Raw genomic sequence first — 13,919 nt, 5'->3', positions numbered from 1 at the left:
CCGCATGCGTTGGGCCTGCATATTGCTGCCGCAATTGGCGCTGGATGGCGTGCTGCGCGGCCATCCCGATCCCGAGGCGCCCCTGGCGCTGGTCACCGGCACCGCGCAGCGCCGGGTGCTGCGCGCCCTCAACCCGGCGGCCAGGGAACTGGGGCTACGCCCCGGCCAGTCGCTGACCGCCGCCCATGCCCTGACCCGCGCTTTCCGCCTGGTGGAATACGACCCCGCCGCCATCGCGCGCTGGGAGCAATTGCTCGCCGCCTGGGCCTACGGCTTCAGCTCCCAGGTCAGCCTGCACTACCCGCGCTGCCTGCTGCTGGAGGTGGCGTCGAGCCTTTCCCTGTTCGGCCCCTGGCCGCGCTTCGAGGCGCGTCTGCGGCGGGAACTGGCGGCCCTGGGGTTTCGCCATCGCATCGTCGTCGCGCCCAACCCGGCGGCGGCGCGGGTTCTGGCCAATGCCGGCGACGGTCTGGTGGTGACGAGCCAGGATGAACTGCGCGAAGCCCTGGGGCGGATGCCGGTGGAGCGCGCCGGCCTGGCGCGCGATGTCGCCACTGCCTTCATGCGCATGGGGCTGCGTGACCTGGCCCAGGTCGTGGCGCTGCCACGGGAAACCCTGGTCCGGCGCTTTCCCGCCGAGGTACTGCGGCACCTGGACACACTGCTTGGCGAGCGTCACCTGGCCCTGGAGTGCTACCGGCCACCGGACGAGTTCGATGTGCGCATCGAGCTGAATTTCGACGTGGAGTCCCACCAGGCGCTGCTTTTCCCCTTGCGCCGCCTCACCGCTGACCTGGCTGCCTTCCTCGCCGGCCGCGACAGCGGCGTGCAGCGTTTCACCCTCTACCTGGAGCACCGCACCCAGGCCGATACCCCGGTGCCGGTGGGCCTGCTCAGCGCCGAGCGCGAGGCGGCCATGCTCTTCGAACTGGCCCGCGGCCGCCTGGAGCACGTGCAGGTGCCGGCGCCGGTGCGGGCCTTTCGCCTGCAGGCGCGGGACCTGCCGGCCTTCGTGCCGGAGCGCCGCGAGCTGTTCGACGAGCGCCCACAGCAATCCCTGCCCTGGGAACAACTGCGCGAACGCCTGCGGGCGCGGCTGGGGGATGAGTCTGTGCATCGCCTGGCCGCCCGTGCCGACCACCGCCCCGAATGTGCCTGGCAACTGGATGCGGACGGCCCGCAGACGCCGCTCCCGCCCGGTCCGCCCCGCCCCGGCTGGTTGCTGCGGGAGCCGGTGCCGCTGCGGGTGGGCAGTGTGCGCATCCTTGCCGGCCCCGAGCGCATCGAGTCCGGCTGGTGGGACGGCGGTGATGTGCGTCGCGACTACTACCGGGTGGAGACCCGTGCCGGCCAGCGTGGCTGGGCCTTCCGCGAGGTGGGCGGGGAGGGGGAGGGGCCGCTGCTGCTGCACGGCTGGTTCGCATGAGCGCCTACGCCGAACTGCACTGCCTGTCCAACTTCAGCTTCCAGCGTGGCGCCTCCAGTGCCAGCGAGCTGTTCGGGCGTGCTCGGCAACATGGCTACGAGGCCCTGGCGATCACTGACGAATGCACCCTGGCCGGTATCGTCCGCGCCTGGCAGGCCTCCAGGCAAACCGGGTTGCCCCTGGTGATCGGCAGCGAAATGCGTGTCGAGGGTGGGCCACGGCTGGTGCTGCTGGTGGAGAACCTGGCCGGCTACCAGCGCCTCTGCCGCCTGGTGAGCGCAGCCCGGCGGCGGGCGAAGAAAGGCGAGTATCGGCTGCTGCGGGACGACCTGGCCGAACCCGGCGACGGCCTGCTGGCCCTCTGGGTGCCCGACGATGAAGGCGACGACCGCGAAGGCCGCTGGCTGCGCCAGTGCTTCCCCGAGCGGCTGTGGCTGGCGGTGGAGCTGCACCAGGGCCCGGACGATACCGGTCGCCTGGGGCGTCTGCTGGCCCTGGCCGAACGCTGCGGCGTTCCTGCCGTGGCGGCGGGGGATGTGCATATGCACGCCCGTGGCCGCCGCGCCCTGCAGGACTGCATGACCGCCGTGCGCCACCACTGCACGGTGGCCGAGGCCGGGCATCGGCTCTTTGCCAACGGCGAGCGCCACCTGCGTCGGCGCGAGCGGCTGGCCGCTCTCTATCCGGCGGCGCTGCTGGCCGAGTCGGTGCGCATCGCCCGGCGCTGCACCTTTCAGTTGGGGGAATTGAGCTACCAGTACCCCCGCGAGCTGGTGCCGGATGGCTACGGCCCGACCACCTGGCTGCGAGCCTTGAGCGAGCGGGGGCTGCGGCGGCGCTGGCCCGGCGTGGTGCCGGAAAAGGCGCGGATGCTGGTGGAGAAGGAGCTGGCGCTGATCGCCGAGCTGGGCTACGAGAGTTACTTCCTCACCGTGGCCGACATCGTCGAATACGCCCGCAGCCAGGACATCCTCTGCCAGGGACGTGGCTCGGCGGCCAACTCGGTGGTGTGCTTCGCGCTGGGCATCACCGAGCTGGACCCCTGCCAGGGCGGCGCCGAATTCCTCTTCGAACGCTTCATGTCCCGGGAGCGCAACGAGCCGCCGGACATCGACGTCGACTTCGAGCACGAACGCCGCGAGGAGGTGATCCAGTACGTCTTTCGTCGCTACGGCCGGCACCGGGCGGCGCTCACCGCGGTGGTCAGCACCTACCACGGCGCCGGGGCGATCCGCGATGTGGCCAAGGCCCTCGGCCTGCCGCCCGACCAGGTCAACGCCCTGGCCGATTGCTGTGGTGGCTGGAGCGACACGGCCCCCTCGGCGGAACGCCTGCGGGAAGCGGGATTCGACCCGGACAGCCCGGTGCTGCGCCGGGTGCTGGCGCTGACCGGCGAACTGATCGGCTTTCCCCGCCACCTGTCCCAGCACCCCGGCGGCTTCGTGATTTCCGAGGCACCGCTGGACAGCCTGGTGCCGGTGGAAAACGCGAGCATGGCCGAGCGCACCGTGATCCAGTGGGACAAGGACGACCTCGACCTGGTGGGCCTGCTCAAGGTGGACGTGCTGGCCCTGGGGATGCTCAGCGCGTTGCGCCGCTGCTTCGCCCTGATCGAGCGTTATCGCGGCACCCGCTGGACCCTGGCGACCCTGCCCCAGGACGACCCGGCCACCTACGCGATGATCAGCCGCGCCGACACCATCGGCGTGTTCCAGATCGAGTCGCGGGCGCAGATGTCCATGCTGCCGCGCCTCAAGCCCGAGACGTTCTACGACCTGGTGATACAGGTCGCCATCGTCCGGCCGGGGCCTATCCAGGGCGACATGGTCCATCCCTACCTGCGGCGGCGCAACGGGCTGGAAAAGGTGGAGTATCCGTCCGGGGAGCTGCGTCCCGTGTTCGAGCGCACCCTGGGCGTCCCCCTGTTCCAGGAGCAGGTGATGCAACTGGCCATGGTCGCCGCCGACTACACGCCCGGCGAAGCCGACGAACTGCGCCGCAACATGGCCGCCTGGAAGCGTCACGGCGGCCTGGAGCACCACCGCCAGCGGCTGACCTCGCGCATGCTCGCCAAGGGGTATCAACAGGCCTTCATCGAACGGATCTTCGAGCAGATCAAGGGCTTTGGCAGCTATGGCTTCCCCGAGTCCCATGCGGCCAGTTTCGCCCTGCTCACCTACGCCAGCAGTTGGCTGAAATGCCATGAACCGGCGGCCTTCGCCTGTGCCCTGGTCAACAGTTGGCCCATGGGCTTCTACAGCCCCGACCAGGTGCTGCAGGATGCCCGCCGCCACGGCATCGGGGTCCGTCCGGTGGATGTGCGCCATTCGGACTGGGACTGCTCCCTGGAGGCGCCGGGGCAGGGCGGCGATCCGGTCATTCGCCTGGGGCTGCGGATGGTGCGCGGCTTCCGTGAGGAGGATGCCCGGCGCATCGAAGCGGTTCGCCAGACGGCGCCCTTCACCAGCGTCGGCGACCTCAGTCGGCGCGCCCGGCTGGACGCCCGGGCCTGCGAGCGTCTGGCCGACTCCGGCGCCCTGCGCGGCCTGGCCGGACACCGGCATCGGGCACGCTGGGCGGTGGCGGGCGTCGAGACGCAGGCACCGCTCTTCGATGGCCTGCCTGAAGCGGAAGAAGCGCAGGTGTCCCTGCCGCTGCCCAGTGTGGGGGAAGACCTGCTTACCGACTACGCCACCCTGGGCACGACCCTCGGGCCGCACCCCATCGCCCTGCTGCGTGGCGCCCTGAGCCGGCGGCGCTGCCGCAGCTCGCGGGACTTGCCGGCGGTGGAGCACGGCCGGCAGGTCAGCGTCGCCGGCCTAGTGGTGGGGCGACAGCGCCCACAAACCGCCAGCGGAGTGATTTTCGTCACCCTGGAAGACGAACACGGCATGGTCAACGTGGTGGTCTGGCACGACCTGGCGGAACGTCAGCGCCGCGTGCTGGTGGGCTCGCGACTGCTGCAGGTGGATGGCCGGCTGGAGTCGGTCGACGGCGTGCGTCACCTGATCGCCCGTCGCCTGCACGACCTCACGCCGTTGCTGTCCGGACTCGATGTGAAGAGCCGCGATTTCCACTAGATCGGCGTAGATCGCCGCAGGTTCTTAGTGAGGCGAAAACATTGGCTGTGGCTGAGTCGGCTGTTGCCGTGCGGAATGGAAGCCTTTAGTACGGGGGCTTCCGCGCCGGCCTGACGCGCCCCTCACCCCCGCCGCACGTCCACCCACCGCTCGCGGATTTAATCCGACCAGGATGTGCCAGCCTGTGGAAATTCACTCCCGGTCGAGCGCACGAGCGCTCAGTGCGACGTCGCCTTGTGGCGCCGGAAGGTGCGGGAGGAGTGCGGCGGCGAAGGCCGGCCGTGGTGGTGATGATGGTGATGGTGGTGAGAGATCCTGAGCATGGCCCACAGCAGCGCGACCGCTGCCAGCAGCCAGCCCATGACCATCAGGGCTATGAAAATTTCGGGACCCATTGCGAACCGCCTCTGGCGCCAAAGTGGAAGGGCGCACGGTTTCAGTCTAGCCGTCTCCGTATGACGGTCCCTTGAAGGCCGCCGCCTTTGGTCGGGTGGTCGGCGGGAATCGGACGGAGTGCCGCTCAGCGGCACTCCTGGTCCATGTTGCGCTTGGCCTTCTCGGTCGGTGCGTTGCGGTACTGCTCGGTCCAGAACTGACATTTGGCGTCGCTCAGCCGGCGCTGTTCCTCCAGCCGTTCCAGGCGTTCGTTATCGGCGCGCTGGGCGGCGTTGTAGGTGTCCTCGTACTGCTGCAGGCGTTCCTCGCCGACGCTCGGCGGCGGTGTCGGTGCGGGGGCCTGCCGGGGCGGCGCGGGCGCTGGGATGAACACCTGGGCCACCGGGGCCGCGTTGTCGGCCATGTACAGCCGGTAGCCGAGGAAGCCGGTCAGGCCGATGGCGATGAAACCGAGCCACACCCCCAGGGCGACGCTGAGGGTCAGGGCCAGTGGGTTGAAGCTGATGCGCAGGATGCGGCGTGGGCGAGCCATGGTGCCTCCGAAGCGGTGGACGGCAGCTTCAGTGTACCTCCAGCACCTCGAAGGTCTGTTGGCCATTGCCGATGACCAGGGTCACCTCGGCCCCCTCGGGCTTGCCCAGCAGGGCCTGGCCCAAGGGCGAACGGGGGCTGATCACCGTGATTTCCTCGCCGGCTTCCATCACCTTCAGGCCGGCGGCCTCGGGGCCCAGGAACAGCCGCTGTTCGCTGCCGTCCTCGGCGGCCAGCCGCACCAGGGCGCCGAGCTGGATGCCCCGCGCCGGGTCGAACGGGCGCAGGACGAGGCTCTGGAAAAGAGCCAGCGCCTGCCTGATCTCGGCGGCACGGCGGGCCTGGCCGGTGGCGAGGTAGGAAGCCTCCAGGCCGAGGGTGTCGTACTTGTTCTCGGCGATGTTTTCCTCATGGGTCGCCGCCTCGTAGGCGGTCTGTGCCGCGCGCTGCAACAGATCGAGGTCGGCGGCGAGGGTGTCGAGGATCAGGCGGTGGATGCGGGATTTGTCCATGGGCGGAGGCTGTCGGGCGGGGGCAGGCGAGGCATTCTAAGGGCCCGAGGGCGGCGGCGGGAAACGGAGTCCGTACAAGATGACGATGAATCTGTGCACAGCGTTGGCGCAGATGGACGTCCGTACCATTTGCCCGAGGCCCTCTGGAGGGTCTTTTTCGTGCCATTCGTCGCCGCCTGGAACGCCCGTGCAACACAGGTTCCAGCGGCATTCCGGGGAAAAATGCCCCGCAACGGGGCGGATGAGGTATTGACAGTTGCAAGTTGTGCACAGTAGCGGAGCGCCTTCGGCAAAGACTGTCGAAATCCACCGTAAGGCCTTGATTCTTCGTGGTTGCTTCATAAGTACATGAAAAATAAAGAGTTTTATAATTGGCGAAAAAATCGCCAGTTTGACTGAAGGCCACGACCCATAAGCACTTGGTGACGTTTCGAGCATCTTCTTCACAGAGTTATCCACAGCTTCTGTGGATTTGTCCCGAGCACTTGCTCTAGATCGCGCCCCGCGGCAATTGCAAGACTTTACCTGTCAGGAAAAAGGAGTAGAGTTGCGCGCCTTTCCGGCCACCTGCCTCTGTTTCATGAAATACCGCGTTCCCGCCGATTCGGTTTCCACCCCGCAAACCCTGCCCACCCGAGTGGCCCTCTGGCTGCTGGACAGCCCGCGCCTGGGCCAGGCCGCCAGCGTGAAGCGCTTCGCCGGCAAGCTGCTCAAGCAACCGGCACGCGATGGCGTGGTGGTGGCGCAGAGCCGCCTGGGGCAGATGCTCTGCCGCGACTGCGGCAATCCGCGAGACCGCCGCATCGGCCTGGACATGCTGCGTCAGGCCGCCCGCGCCGGTGACCGTCGCGCGCAGCTGGAGCTGGGGCGCCTGTGCAGCCAGCCACGCATCAACGCACCGGAGCAGGCCCGCCATTGGCTGGAGCTGGCCGCCGCCCAGGGTTCCCACGAAGCCCGACGCCTGCTCGGCCGCCTGCCGCTGCAATCCTGATCGCGCCGCGCGCCGCTGGGTATACTCCCGGCATTCCAGCGCGGAGCCGCTCATGCCCCTAGATATCCCCAACCTGTTGATCGGCCTGCTCGCCGCCGCGGTGCCCCTGCTGGGGTTCGCCTGGCAACAGCAGCGCAAGCTCAGCCTTCTGCAAACCGAACGGACCTTGCTCGAAGAGCGTCTGGCCAATGCCCAGTTGGCCCAGGACGGCCTGGCCGTGCAACTGGACGACAGCCGCGAGGAAAACCGCGAGCTCGGCCAGCTCAACGCCGCCCAGCAGGCTGAACTCGCCGCCCTGCGCCGCGAGGCCGAGTTGCTCGGCGTCGAACGCGAGAGTGCCCGCGAAGCCTTGCAGGCGTGGAACCAGGAGCGCGAGCGCAAGGACGTCGAGCTGCGCCGCCTGGACACCGAGCGTGCCGGCCTGGAAGCCGAGCTGCGCGAGCAGCGCGAAGCCCATGAACAGCGCCTCGGCGACCTGCAGGCCGCCCGTGACGACCTGCGCGCGCAGTTCGCCGAACTGGCCGGAAAGATCTTCGACGAGCGCGAACAGCGTTTCGCCGAAACCAGCCAGCAGCGTCTCGGCCAATTGCTCGACCCGCTCAAGGAACGCATCCAGGCGTTCGAGAAGCGGGTGGAGGAAAGCTATCAACAGGAAGCGCGCGAACGATTCTCCCTGGGCAAGGAGCTGGAGCGCCTGCAGCAACTCAACCAGCGCCTCGGCGACGAAGCCACCAACCTCACTCGCGCCCTGAAAGGGCAGAAGACCCAGGGCAACTGGGGTGAGCTGGTGCTGGAGCGGGTGCTGGAGCACGCCGGCCTGGAAAAAGGCCGCGAATACCAGACCCAGGTGAGCTTGAAGAGCGCCGAGGGCGAGCGTTTCCAGCCCGACGTGCTGATCCGGCTGCCGGGGGACAAGCAGGTGGTGGTGGACGCCAAGGTCAGCCTCACCGCCTACCAGGCACTGATCGCCGCTGACGACGAAGCCGCCCGCAGCCAGGCGCTGAAACAGCATGTACTGTCCCTGCGCAGCCACCTCAAGGGGCTTTCGGTGAAGGATTACCAGCGCCTGGAAGGGCTGCACAGCCTGGATTTCGTGTTGCTCTTCGTGCCCATCGAGGCCGCCTTCGCCGCGGCCTTGCAGGCTGATCCCGACCTGTTCCAGGAGGCTTTCGAGCAGCACATCGTGATCGTCAGTCCGACCACCCTGCTGGCCACCCTGCGGGTGATCGACAGCCTCTGGCGCCAGGAGCGGCAGAGCCAGAACGCCCGCGAGATCGCCGAGCGCGCCGGGGCGCTGTACGACAAGTTCGTCGCCTTCGTCCAGGACCTGGACGAGATGGGCAGCCGTCTGCAGCAGTTGGACAAGGCCTATGCCAATGCCCGCAACAAGCTGGTGGAAGGGCGTGGCAACCTGATCGGCCGGGTGGAAAACCTCAAACTCCTCGGCGCCCGCGCCAGCAAGAGCCTGCCCAACGACCTGCTGGAGCGCGCGGCGGGGATGCCGCTGCTGGATGAGCACGTGGAGAGCTGAGGGCCGTCTTCACGGCGAAGGGGGCCACCAGGCGTTGCACCGGACCGGCGTAGGTTGCGGTAGAGCGCAGCGAAACCCAACCATCGGGTCGGCAGCGTTGGGCCTCGTTCCTCGGCGCCAGCCTACGGCAGGGCGGCGTCCTGCACCGCGAATGACTGCGCGCCCGGCAGGTGTTCCCGGTCTTCGGCGCGGCTGGCCCCGCCGTCTTCCAGGTGTTCGACGAACTCCCGTATCCAGGCCGCCAGTCGGTCCGGTTCGGCCAGCAGTTGCCAGTGCCCGGCCGCCACTTCGCGGCGCCACAGGCGCGGCACCCACTGGTCGAGTTGCTGGAACAGCTGCGGTTTCACGAAGCGGTCGCGGGTGGGGACTATCAGTTGCACCGGCACCTGGGTCGGGCGCTGGCGCGGCCGGAGCAGGCTGGTGATGAAGTTGGCGCGGTAGAGCTTCACCCCATGGCAACCGTCGGATGCCCGGGTGGGATTGGGTCGCGGATCGCGCACGCCTTCCAGGCGCCGCAGCAGGCTTGGCCAGGCGCGGGCGAGCCCGAAGCGCCAAGCCAGTTCCGGCAGCAGCGGGGTATGGAAGAAGGCGATGTACCAGGAGCTGAGCAACTGACCGATCACCTGCCCCAGGGCGCGCGGGCGCTTCGTCTTCAAACGGGTGCGCATCCAGTGGCCGATGTGGTCGAGGCAGGGCCCGGATACCGTGGTGAAGGAGGCCAGCAGCGGCTGGATGCGCGGTTCGGTCACCGCCTCCCAGGACTGGATCGAACCCCAGTCGTGGGCCACCAGGTGTACCGGGCGCTCGGGACTGACGGCCCTGATCACCGCCTCCAGGTCATTGGCCAGTTTCTCCAGACGGTAGGCCTGCGTCTTGCGTGGAATATCCGAGGCGCCGGCGCCGCGCACGTCGTAGGCGATGATCTGGTAGTCGGCCGCCAGTTCACGGATCAGCGGCAGCCAGACCTCGTGGCTGTCCGGGTAGCCATGTACCAGCAGCAGTGTCGGGCCGGCGGCGTCGCCCCAGCGATAGGCCGCCAGTTCCACGCCATCGCCTTTCACCGCCAGGCGCTGCGGCTCCCGTTGCACGGACGCGATCATGCTGCCGCCTGCCTGTCCGATTGGCGGACCTGCCAGCGGCGCACGCCGTGATCCTGCCGCCAGGCTGTCATCCGGGCGGCGGTTTCCTGTTCACGGATGCCGGGCCCGAGTTCGCCGACGATGGTTTGGGCGCGGTGACAGGCTCGTTGCTGCACGAGGTGGAACGCGGACAGGTCTTCGGCGTTGAGGGCAGGGACGGGCATGGGGCTCTCCGGTGTCGGGACTGTGACATCAATCGATGTCACGATCATTCTCGGACAGGAAATCCCGCCCTGGCCAGAGCCCGGGCGCTGCTGCCGGCGTGGCTGTTACCGCGTTACCTGGAAAGGGAAAGGCCCATTCCAGAGCACCTGGAGGGCGCTGCAGGCGCTACCGGCAAATGCCGCCGGGGCGCACGTCCAGCCAATGGTTGGGGCGGGCTGGGTGCTGTTGTTGGGGTGAGAGGGGCGGCGATATGATCCGGCCCATGAAAAATGTCCCTTCCTTCCTCAGCAAACGGCTCGACCCGGCCGCCGCGGACAGCGTCGCCACGGACGCCGAATTCACGGTGGATGAACTGGCTCGCGAAGCCGGGACCACGGTGCGCAACCTGCGTGCCTACCAGGATCGCGGCCTGCTGCCACCGCCCGAGCGGCGCGGGCGGGTGGGCATCTACAGCGGCGAGCACCTGGCGCGGCTGCGGCTGATCGGCCAATTGCTGGAGCGCGGCTACAGCATCGCCAGCATCCGCGAGCTGCTGGACGCCTGGGCGGAGGGGCGCGATCTGGCTCACGTACTGGGGCTGGAGCAGGCCATCGTCGGTGCCTGGAACCCGATGGAGCCGGAGCGCCTGGGTTTCGACGAAGTGCAGGCGCTGTTCGGCGACGCCCTTACCGACGACTACATGGACCGCGCTCGCGAGCTGGGCCTGATCGAATTCGCCGGCGATCACCTGCGGGTGCTCAACCCTCGGGTATTCAGGGCCGGGGTGCAGTTGTACCGCTCGGGCATCCCGCTGGATGTGCTGCTGGAGCAGTTCGCTGCCATCCGCCGCCAGGTGGAACCGGTTTCCGCCGGCATCGTGCGCATGATCGTGGCCCACCTGGTCAACCCGCTGCTGTCCGGCAGCCTGCCCCATGTCAGCGAACTGGATGGCCTGAATCGCCAACTGCTGGCCCTGCGCCCGCTGGTGGAACAGGTGGTGGACAGCGAGCTGGCCCGGGGTCTGCAACTGTCGGCCAATCAGGAGCTGGGCGAGCGAGTTGGCGAGCTGCTGACGGGTTTCCTCAAGCGCTGACGGTGAGCGCGGGCGTCACCCGGTCAGCGCAGCTCGCCGGCCACGCTCCAGGTGTACGCTGGCGAGCAGCAGCAGGCCGAGCACGAAGTAACTACCAGTGATCAGCATCGCCAGGCGGTGGTCGCCGCCGGAGAGCCAACTGGCCAGCCCGTAGGTCATGGGGCCGAGAATGGCCGACAGCTTCACCGCCTGGCCCCAGAGGCCGAAGAACTCCGCCAGCCGCGTGGGTGGGGCGAGCAGGCCGACGATGGCGCGCCCCGCCGACTGGCTGGCGCCCATGCACAGGCCGGCAATGTTGGCGGCGGCCCAGAACAGGGCCGGGCCGCTGGCGAACCACATCATCCCCACCATCGCCAGCCAGCCCAGCAGGGTCAGCGCCAGGGTCGGTCGATGGCCGATGCGGTCCTGCAGCCAGCCGAACAGTACGGCCCCCACCGAGGCAGTGATGTTGACGATGAAAATCAGCAGCAGGGTGTCCTGGGTGGTGAAGCCCATTACCTGGTCGGCGTAGATGGCGGCCAGGCTGATCACGGCGGCGATGCCCGCCTGGTAGCAGACCGTGCAGGCCAGGAAGCGCAGCAGGTCGCGGTAACGGCCGGCCTCGCGCAGGGTACGCGCGAAGCGCGCCCAGGCGCCTTGCACGGCGGAAGGCTGCGGCAGGCTGCGTTCCTTCAGGTAAAGGAAGGTCGGGGTGCTGGCGAGGGCGAACAGCAGGGCGGTGATGAGCACGCACACCGGCACGAACTGCGCCGCCGTCTGGCCCTGGCCCTGGGCCCAACTGACGTAACCCAGGCAGGCGCCGAGGCTGACCAGGCCGCCGATGTAGCCCAGGCCCCAGCCCCAGCCGGACACCCGGCCCAGGGCGTCGTCGCGGGCCAGCTCGGGGAGGAAGGCGGCGATCAGGTTCTCGCCGGTACCGAAGCAGAAGTTCGACAGCACCACGAAGACCACCGCCAGCGCCAGGCCGCCCGGCCCGGCCAGGGCAAGGGCGGCGGTGAAGATCACGCAGCCCAGGGTGCTGAACAGCAGCAGGCGTTTCTTCCGCGCGGTGGCGTCGGCATGGGCGCCAATCAGCGGCGCGGTGAGGATCACCATCGAGTAGGAAACCGCCAGGGTGCTGGTCCAGGCCAGGGTGCCCCAGGGTTTCCCCTCGGCGACCACGGCGACGAAATAGGCATTGAAGACCGCGGTGATGATGACGGTGGTGTAGCCGGAGTTGGCGAAATCGAACATCGCCCAGGCCCAGATTTCCCGGCGGCTCACGCCGGTGGCAAGGCTGGATCGCATGGCGCTTTTCCCCCTGTCGAGCGTCCCGGACAGCCTAGCCCCGATTGAAACGTCGCGCGTCGCGGAACCACTCCCATCGTGTGTGAGCGAATGCATTTGAACTCGGGCAACCAGGTCCTCAGGTGGACATGCGGCACCGGCTCTGCCTGTGAGGCGTGCTGGTTAACGGGCTGGGCCAAAGGTATTGCGTAGGCGGGTGCCGAGCGTGCGAAGCCCAGCGATGCGCGGATTATTGGGCCTCGCCGCGCCTCGGATGCAATCCGGGAGAACCCCGCCGCTCCCGGATTATTTGGGCAACGATCTGGCCGCCTGCCCCGAGATGCCCCCTATCGGGGGCAAAAAGCGGGGCGAGGAGGCTCAGCCCGCCAGTTCCTCCGTGGCACGCTGAACCACCCGATAGCAGGGCTCGTAGGCCGCGCCGCCGGGCAGCTTCATGCGGTGCTGGCGGACGAAGGCCTGGAGCAGTTCGTCCAGCGGCCGCATCACCGCGGCGTCGCCGTGGATCTCGTACGGGCCGTGCTGTTCGATCAGGCGGATGCCCTTGTCCTTGACGTTGCCGGCAACGATGCCGGAGAAGGCCCGGCGCAGGTTGGCCGCCAGTTCGTGGGGCGGCAGGCTGCGGCTGAGGTCAAGGCTGGCCATGTTCTCGTGGGTCGGTTCGAACGGGTGCTGGAAGCGCTCGTCGATCTTCAACAGCCAGTTGAAGTGGAAGGCGTCGTTGCGTTCGCGGCGGAACTGCTTCACCGCCTTCAATCCCTGGGCCATTTCGATGGCCACGGCGGCCGGGTCGTCGATGATGATCCGGTAGCGACTCTGGGCCGCTTCGCCCAGGGTGGCGCCGACGAAGGCATTCAACTGCTCCAGATAGGCGGCGGCGCTCTTCGGCCCGGTGAGGACCAGCGGGAAGGGCAGTTCCCGGTTGTCCGGGTGCATCAGAATACCCAGCAGGTAGAGGAACTCCTCCGCCGTGCCGACGCCGCCCGGGAAGATGATGATGCCGTGGCCGACGCGGACGAAGGCCTCCAGGCGCTTCTCGATATCCGGCAGGATCACCAGTTCGTTGACGATGGGGTTGGGGGCTTCGGCGGCGATGATGCCCGGCTCGGTCAGGCCCAGGTAGCGGCCGCTGTGGATGCGCTGCTTGGCGTGGGCGATGGTGGCGCCTTTCATCGGCCCCTTCATCACCCCCGGGCCGCAGCCGGTGCAGATGTCCAGGTGACGCAGGCCCAGCTCGTGGCCGACCTTCTTGGTGTACTTGTATTCCTCGGTGCTGATGGAGTGGCCGCCCCAGCACACGACGATCTTCGGCTCAACGCCGGCGCGCAGGGTGCGCGCATTGCGCAGCAGGTGGAAGACGTAGTCGGTGATGCCCTGGGCGCTTTCCAGGTCGAAGCCGCGGTTCTTCAGTTCGTTCTCGGTGTAGACGATGTCGCGCAGGGCGCTGAACAGCATCTCGCGGGTGCTGGCGATCATCTCGCCATCGACGAAGGCGTCGGCCGGGGCGTTGATCAGCTCCAGGCGCACGCCACGGTCCTGCTGGTGAATGCGGACTTCGAAGTCCTGGTAGGCGTCGAGGATGGTCTTGGCGTTGTCGATCTGCGCGCCGGTGTTGAGGATGGCCAGGGCGCACTGGCGGAACAGCTGGTACATGCGGCCGGAACCGGCTTCGCTGAGCTGCTGCACTTCGAGTTGGGAGAGGGTTTCCAGGCTGCCCTTGGGGCTGACCTGGGCATTGATGACGTGTCTTTTGGGCATTCGAGATTTCCTTGAAGCGATGCCGGCGGGCCGT

The 13,919-nt window shown here is 68.2% G+C and carries 12 protein-coding genes; 5 read left to right on the top strand and 7 right to left on the bottom strand.

Annotation, left to right across the window (positions count from 1 at the left end; all coding sequences use genetic code 11):
- The first annotated feature begins 4 nt into the window (after window positions 1-4).
- Both PJW05_RS20485 and PJW05_RS20480 read left to right on the top strand, forming a co-directional pair.
- On the top strand, window positions 5-1,426 hold the full coding sequence (locus PJW05_RS20485; RefSeq protein ID WP_271408795.1) for a Y-family DNA polymerase: 1,422 nt from the start codon (window positions 5-7) through the stop codon (window positions 1,424-1,426).
- The gene (locus PJW05_RS20480) at window positions 1,423-4,506 is read left to right on the top strand and encodes an error-prone DNA polymerase (RefSeq protein WP_271408794.1); all 3,084 of its coding nucleotides are present in this window, start codon (window positions 1,423-1,425) and stop codon (window positions 4,504-4,506) included. Before PJW05_RS20485 ends, PJW05_RS20480 begins: the two co-directional genes overlap by 4 nt.
- 218 nt (window positions 4,507-4,724) lie before the next feature.
- Here PJW05_RS20480 and PJW05_RS20475 read toward each other — a convergent pair whose 3' ends face one another.
- The 3 genes from PJW05_RS20475 to PJW05_RS20465 all read right to left on the bottom strand — a co-directional run bounded on the left by PJW05_RS20475 (window position 4,725) and on the right by PJW05_RS20465 (window position 5,945).
- A complete protein-coding gene (locus tag PJW05_RS20475; protein ID WP_271408793.1) occupies window positions 4,725-4,901 on the bottom strand; it encodes a hypothetical protein in 177 nt (58 codons plus the stop codon).
- 125 nt (window positions 4,902-5,026) lie between these two features.
- Window positions 5,027-5,434 carry a hypothetical protein gene (locus PJW05_RS20470; protein ID WP_271408792.1) on the bottom strand — a complete coding sequence of 136 codons (408 nt, stop codon included), beginning with the start codon at window positions 5,432-5,434 and terminating at the stop codon, window positions 5,027-5,029.
- Window positions 5,435-5,462: 28 nt separating this feature from the next.
- The gene (locus PJW05_RS20465) at window positions 5,463-5,945 is read right to left on the bottom strand and encodes a GreA/GreB family elongation factor (RefSeq protein WP_271408791.1); all 483 of its coding nucleotides are present in this window, start codon (window positions 5,943-5,945) and stop codon (window positions 5,463-5,465) included.
- Window positions 5,946-6,525: 580 nt separating this feature from the next.
- Here PJW05_RS20465 and PJW05_RS20460 point away from each other — a divergent pair.
- Both PJW05_RS20460 and rmuC read left to right on the top strand, forming a co-directional pair.
- On the top strand, window positions 6,526-6,936 hold the full coding sequence (locus PJW05_RS20460) for a tetratricopeptide repeat protein (protein ID WP_271412275.1): 411 nt from the start codon (window positions 6,526-6,528) through the stop codon (window positions 6,934-6,936).
- A 166-nt stretch (window positions 6,937-7,102) separates the two neighbouring features.
- Window positions 7,103-8,467, top strand: a complete 1,365-nt coding sequence (gene rmuC, locus PJW05_RS20455) for a DNA recombination protein RmuC (protein WP_271412274.1) — start codon at window positions 7,103-7,105, stop codon at window positions 8,465-8,467.
- Between the two features lie 122 nt (window positions 8,468-8,589).
- Here the strand turns inward: rmuC and PJW05_RS20450 are convergent, their stop codons facing one another.
- Together PJW05_RS20450 and PJW05_RS20445 are read right to left on the bottom strand one after the other, a co-directional pair.
- Window positions 8,590-9,567, bottom strand: coding sequence for an alpha/beta fold hydrolase (locus PJW05_RS20450; protein ID WP_271408790.1), 978 nt, complete (start codon window positions 9,565-9,567; stop codon window positions 8,590-8,592).
- On the bottom strand, window positions 9,564-9,770 hold the full coding sequence (locus PJW05_RS20445; RefSeq protein ID WP_271408789.1) for a hypothetical protein: 207 nt from the start codon (window positions 9,768-9,770) through the stop codon (window positions 9,564-9,566). Before PJW05_RS20445 ends, PJW05_RS20450 begins: the two co-directional genes overlap by 4 nt.
- Before the next feature lie 251 nt (window positions 9,771-10,021).
- Here PJW05_RS20445 and PJW05_RS20440 point away from each other — a divergent pair, with 251 nt between their 5' ends.
- The gene (locus PJW05_RS20440) at window positions 10,022-10,843 is read left to right on the top strand and encodes a MerR family transcriptional regulator (protein WP_442969183.1); all 822 of its coding nucleotides are present in this window, start codon (window positions 10,022-10,024) and stop codon (window positions 10,841-10,843) included.
- Between the two features lie 15 nt (window positions 10,844-10,858).
- On the opposite strand, the gene PJW05_RS20435 is transcribed toward PJW05_RS20440, so the two are convergent.
- Window positions 10,859-12,130: an MFS transporter gene (locus PJW05_RS20435; protein WP_271408787.1), complete on the bottom strand. Its 1,272-nt coding sequence runs from the start codon at window positions 12,128-12,130 to the stop codon at window positions 10,859-10,861.
- A 357-nt stretch (window positions 12,131-12,487) separates the two neighbouring features.
- Complete coding sequence (gene ppnN, locus PJW05_RS20430) at window positions 12,488-13,885, bottom strand: nucleotide 5'-monophosphate nucleosidase PpnN (RefSeq protein ID WP_271408786.1); 1,398 nt, start codon at window positions 13,883-13,885, stop codon at window positions 12,488-12,490.
- Between the last annotated feature and the right edge of the window lie 34 nt (window positions 13,886-13,919).

The sequence above is a fragment of the Pseudomonas sp. Q1-7 genome (assembly GCF_028010285.1).
Lineage (GTDB): Bacteria > Pseudomonadota > Gammaproteobacteria > Pseudomonadales > Pseudomonadaceae > Metapseudomonas.
This window is presented reverse-complemented; position numbering and strand designations above follow the sequence as displayed.

Coding starts and splice junctions, on each gene's coding strand:
- PJW05_RS20450 (WP_271408790.1), bottom strand. CDS start 9,567: ATGATCGCGTCCGTGCAACGGGAGCCGCAGCGCCTGGCGGTGAAAGGC.
- PJW05_RS20435 (WP_271408787.1), bottom strand. CDS start 12,130: ATGCGATCCAGCCTTGCCACCGGCGTGAGCCGCCGGGAAATCTGGGCC.
- PJW05_RS20460 (WP_271412275.1), top strand. CDS start 6,526: ATGAAATACCGCGTTCCCGCCGATTCGGTTTCCACCCCGCAAACCCTG.
- PJW05_RS20465 (WP_271408791.1), bottom strand. CDS start 5,945: ATGGACAAATCCCGCATCCACCGCCTGATCCTCGACACCCTCGCCGCC.
- PJW05_RS20440 (WP_442969183.1), top strand. CDS start 10,022: ATGATCCGGCCCATGAAAAATGTCCCTTCCTTCCTCAGCAAACGGCTC.
- PJW05_RS20470 (WP_271408792.1), bottom strand. CDS start 5,434: ATGGCTCGCCCACGCCGCATCCTGCGCATCAGCTTCAACCCACTGGCC.
- PJW05_RS20475 (WP_271408793.1), bottom strand. CDS start 4,901: ATGGGTCCCGAAATTTTCATAGCCCTGATGGTCATGGGCTGGCTGCTG.
- PJW05_RS20445 (WP_271408789.1), bottom strand. CDS start 9,770: ATGCCCGTCCCTGCCCTCAACGCCGAAGACCTGTCCGCGTTCCACCTC.
- PJW05_RS20485 (WP_271408795.1), top strand. CDS start 5: ATGCGTTGGGCCTGCATATTGCTGCCGCAATTGGCGCTGGATGGCGTG.
- PJW05_RS20480 (WP_271408794.1), top strand. CDS start 1,423: ATGAGCGCCTACGCCGAACTGCACTGCCTGTCCAACTTCAGCTTCCAG.
- ppnN (WP_271408786.1), bottom strand. CDS start 13,885: ATGCCCAAAAGACACGTCATCAATGCCCAGGTCAGCCCCAAGGGCAGC.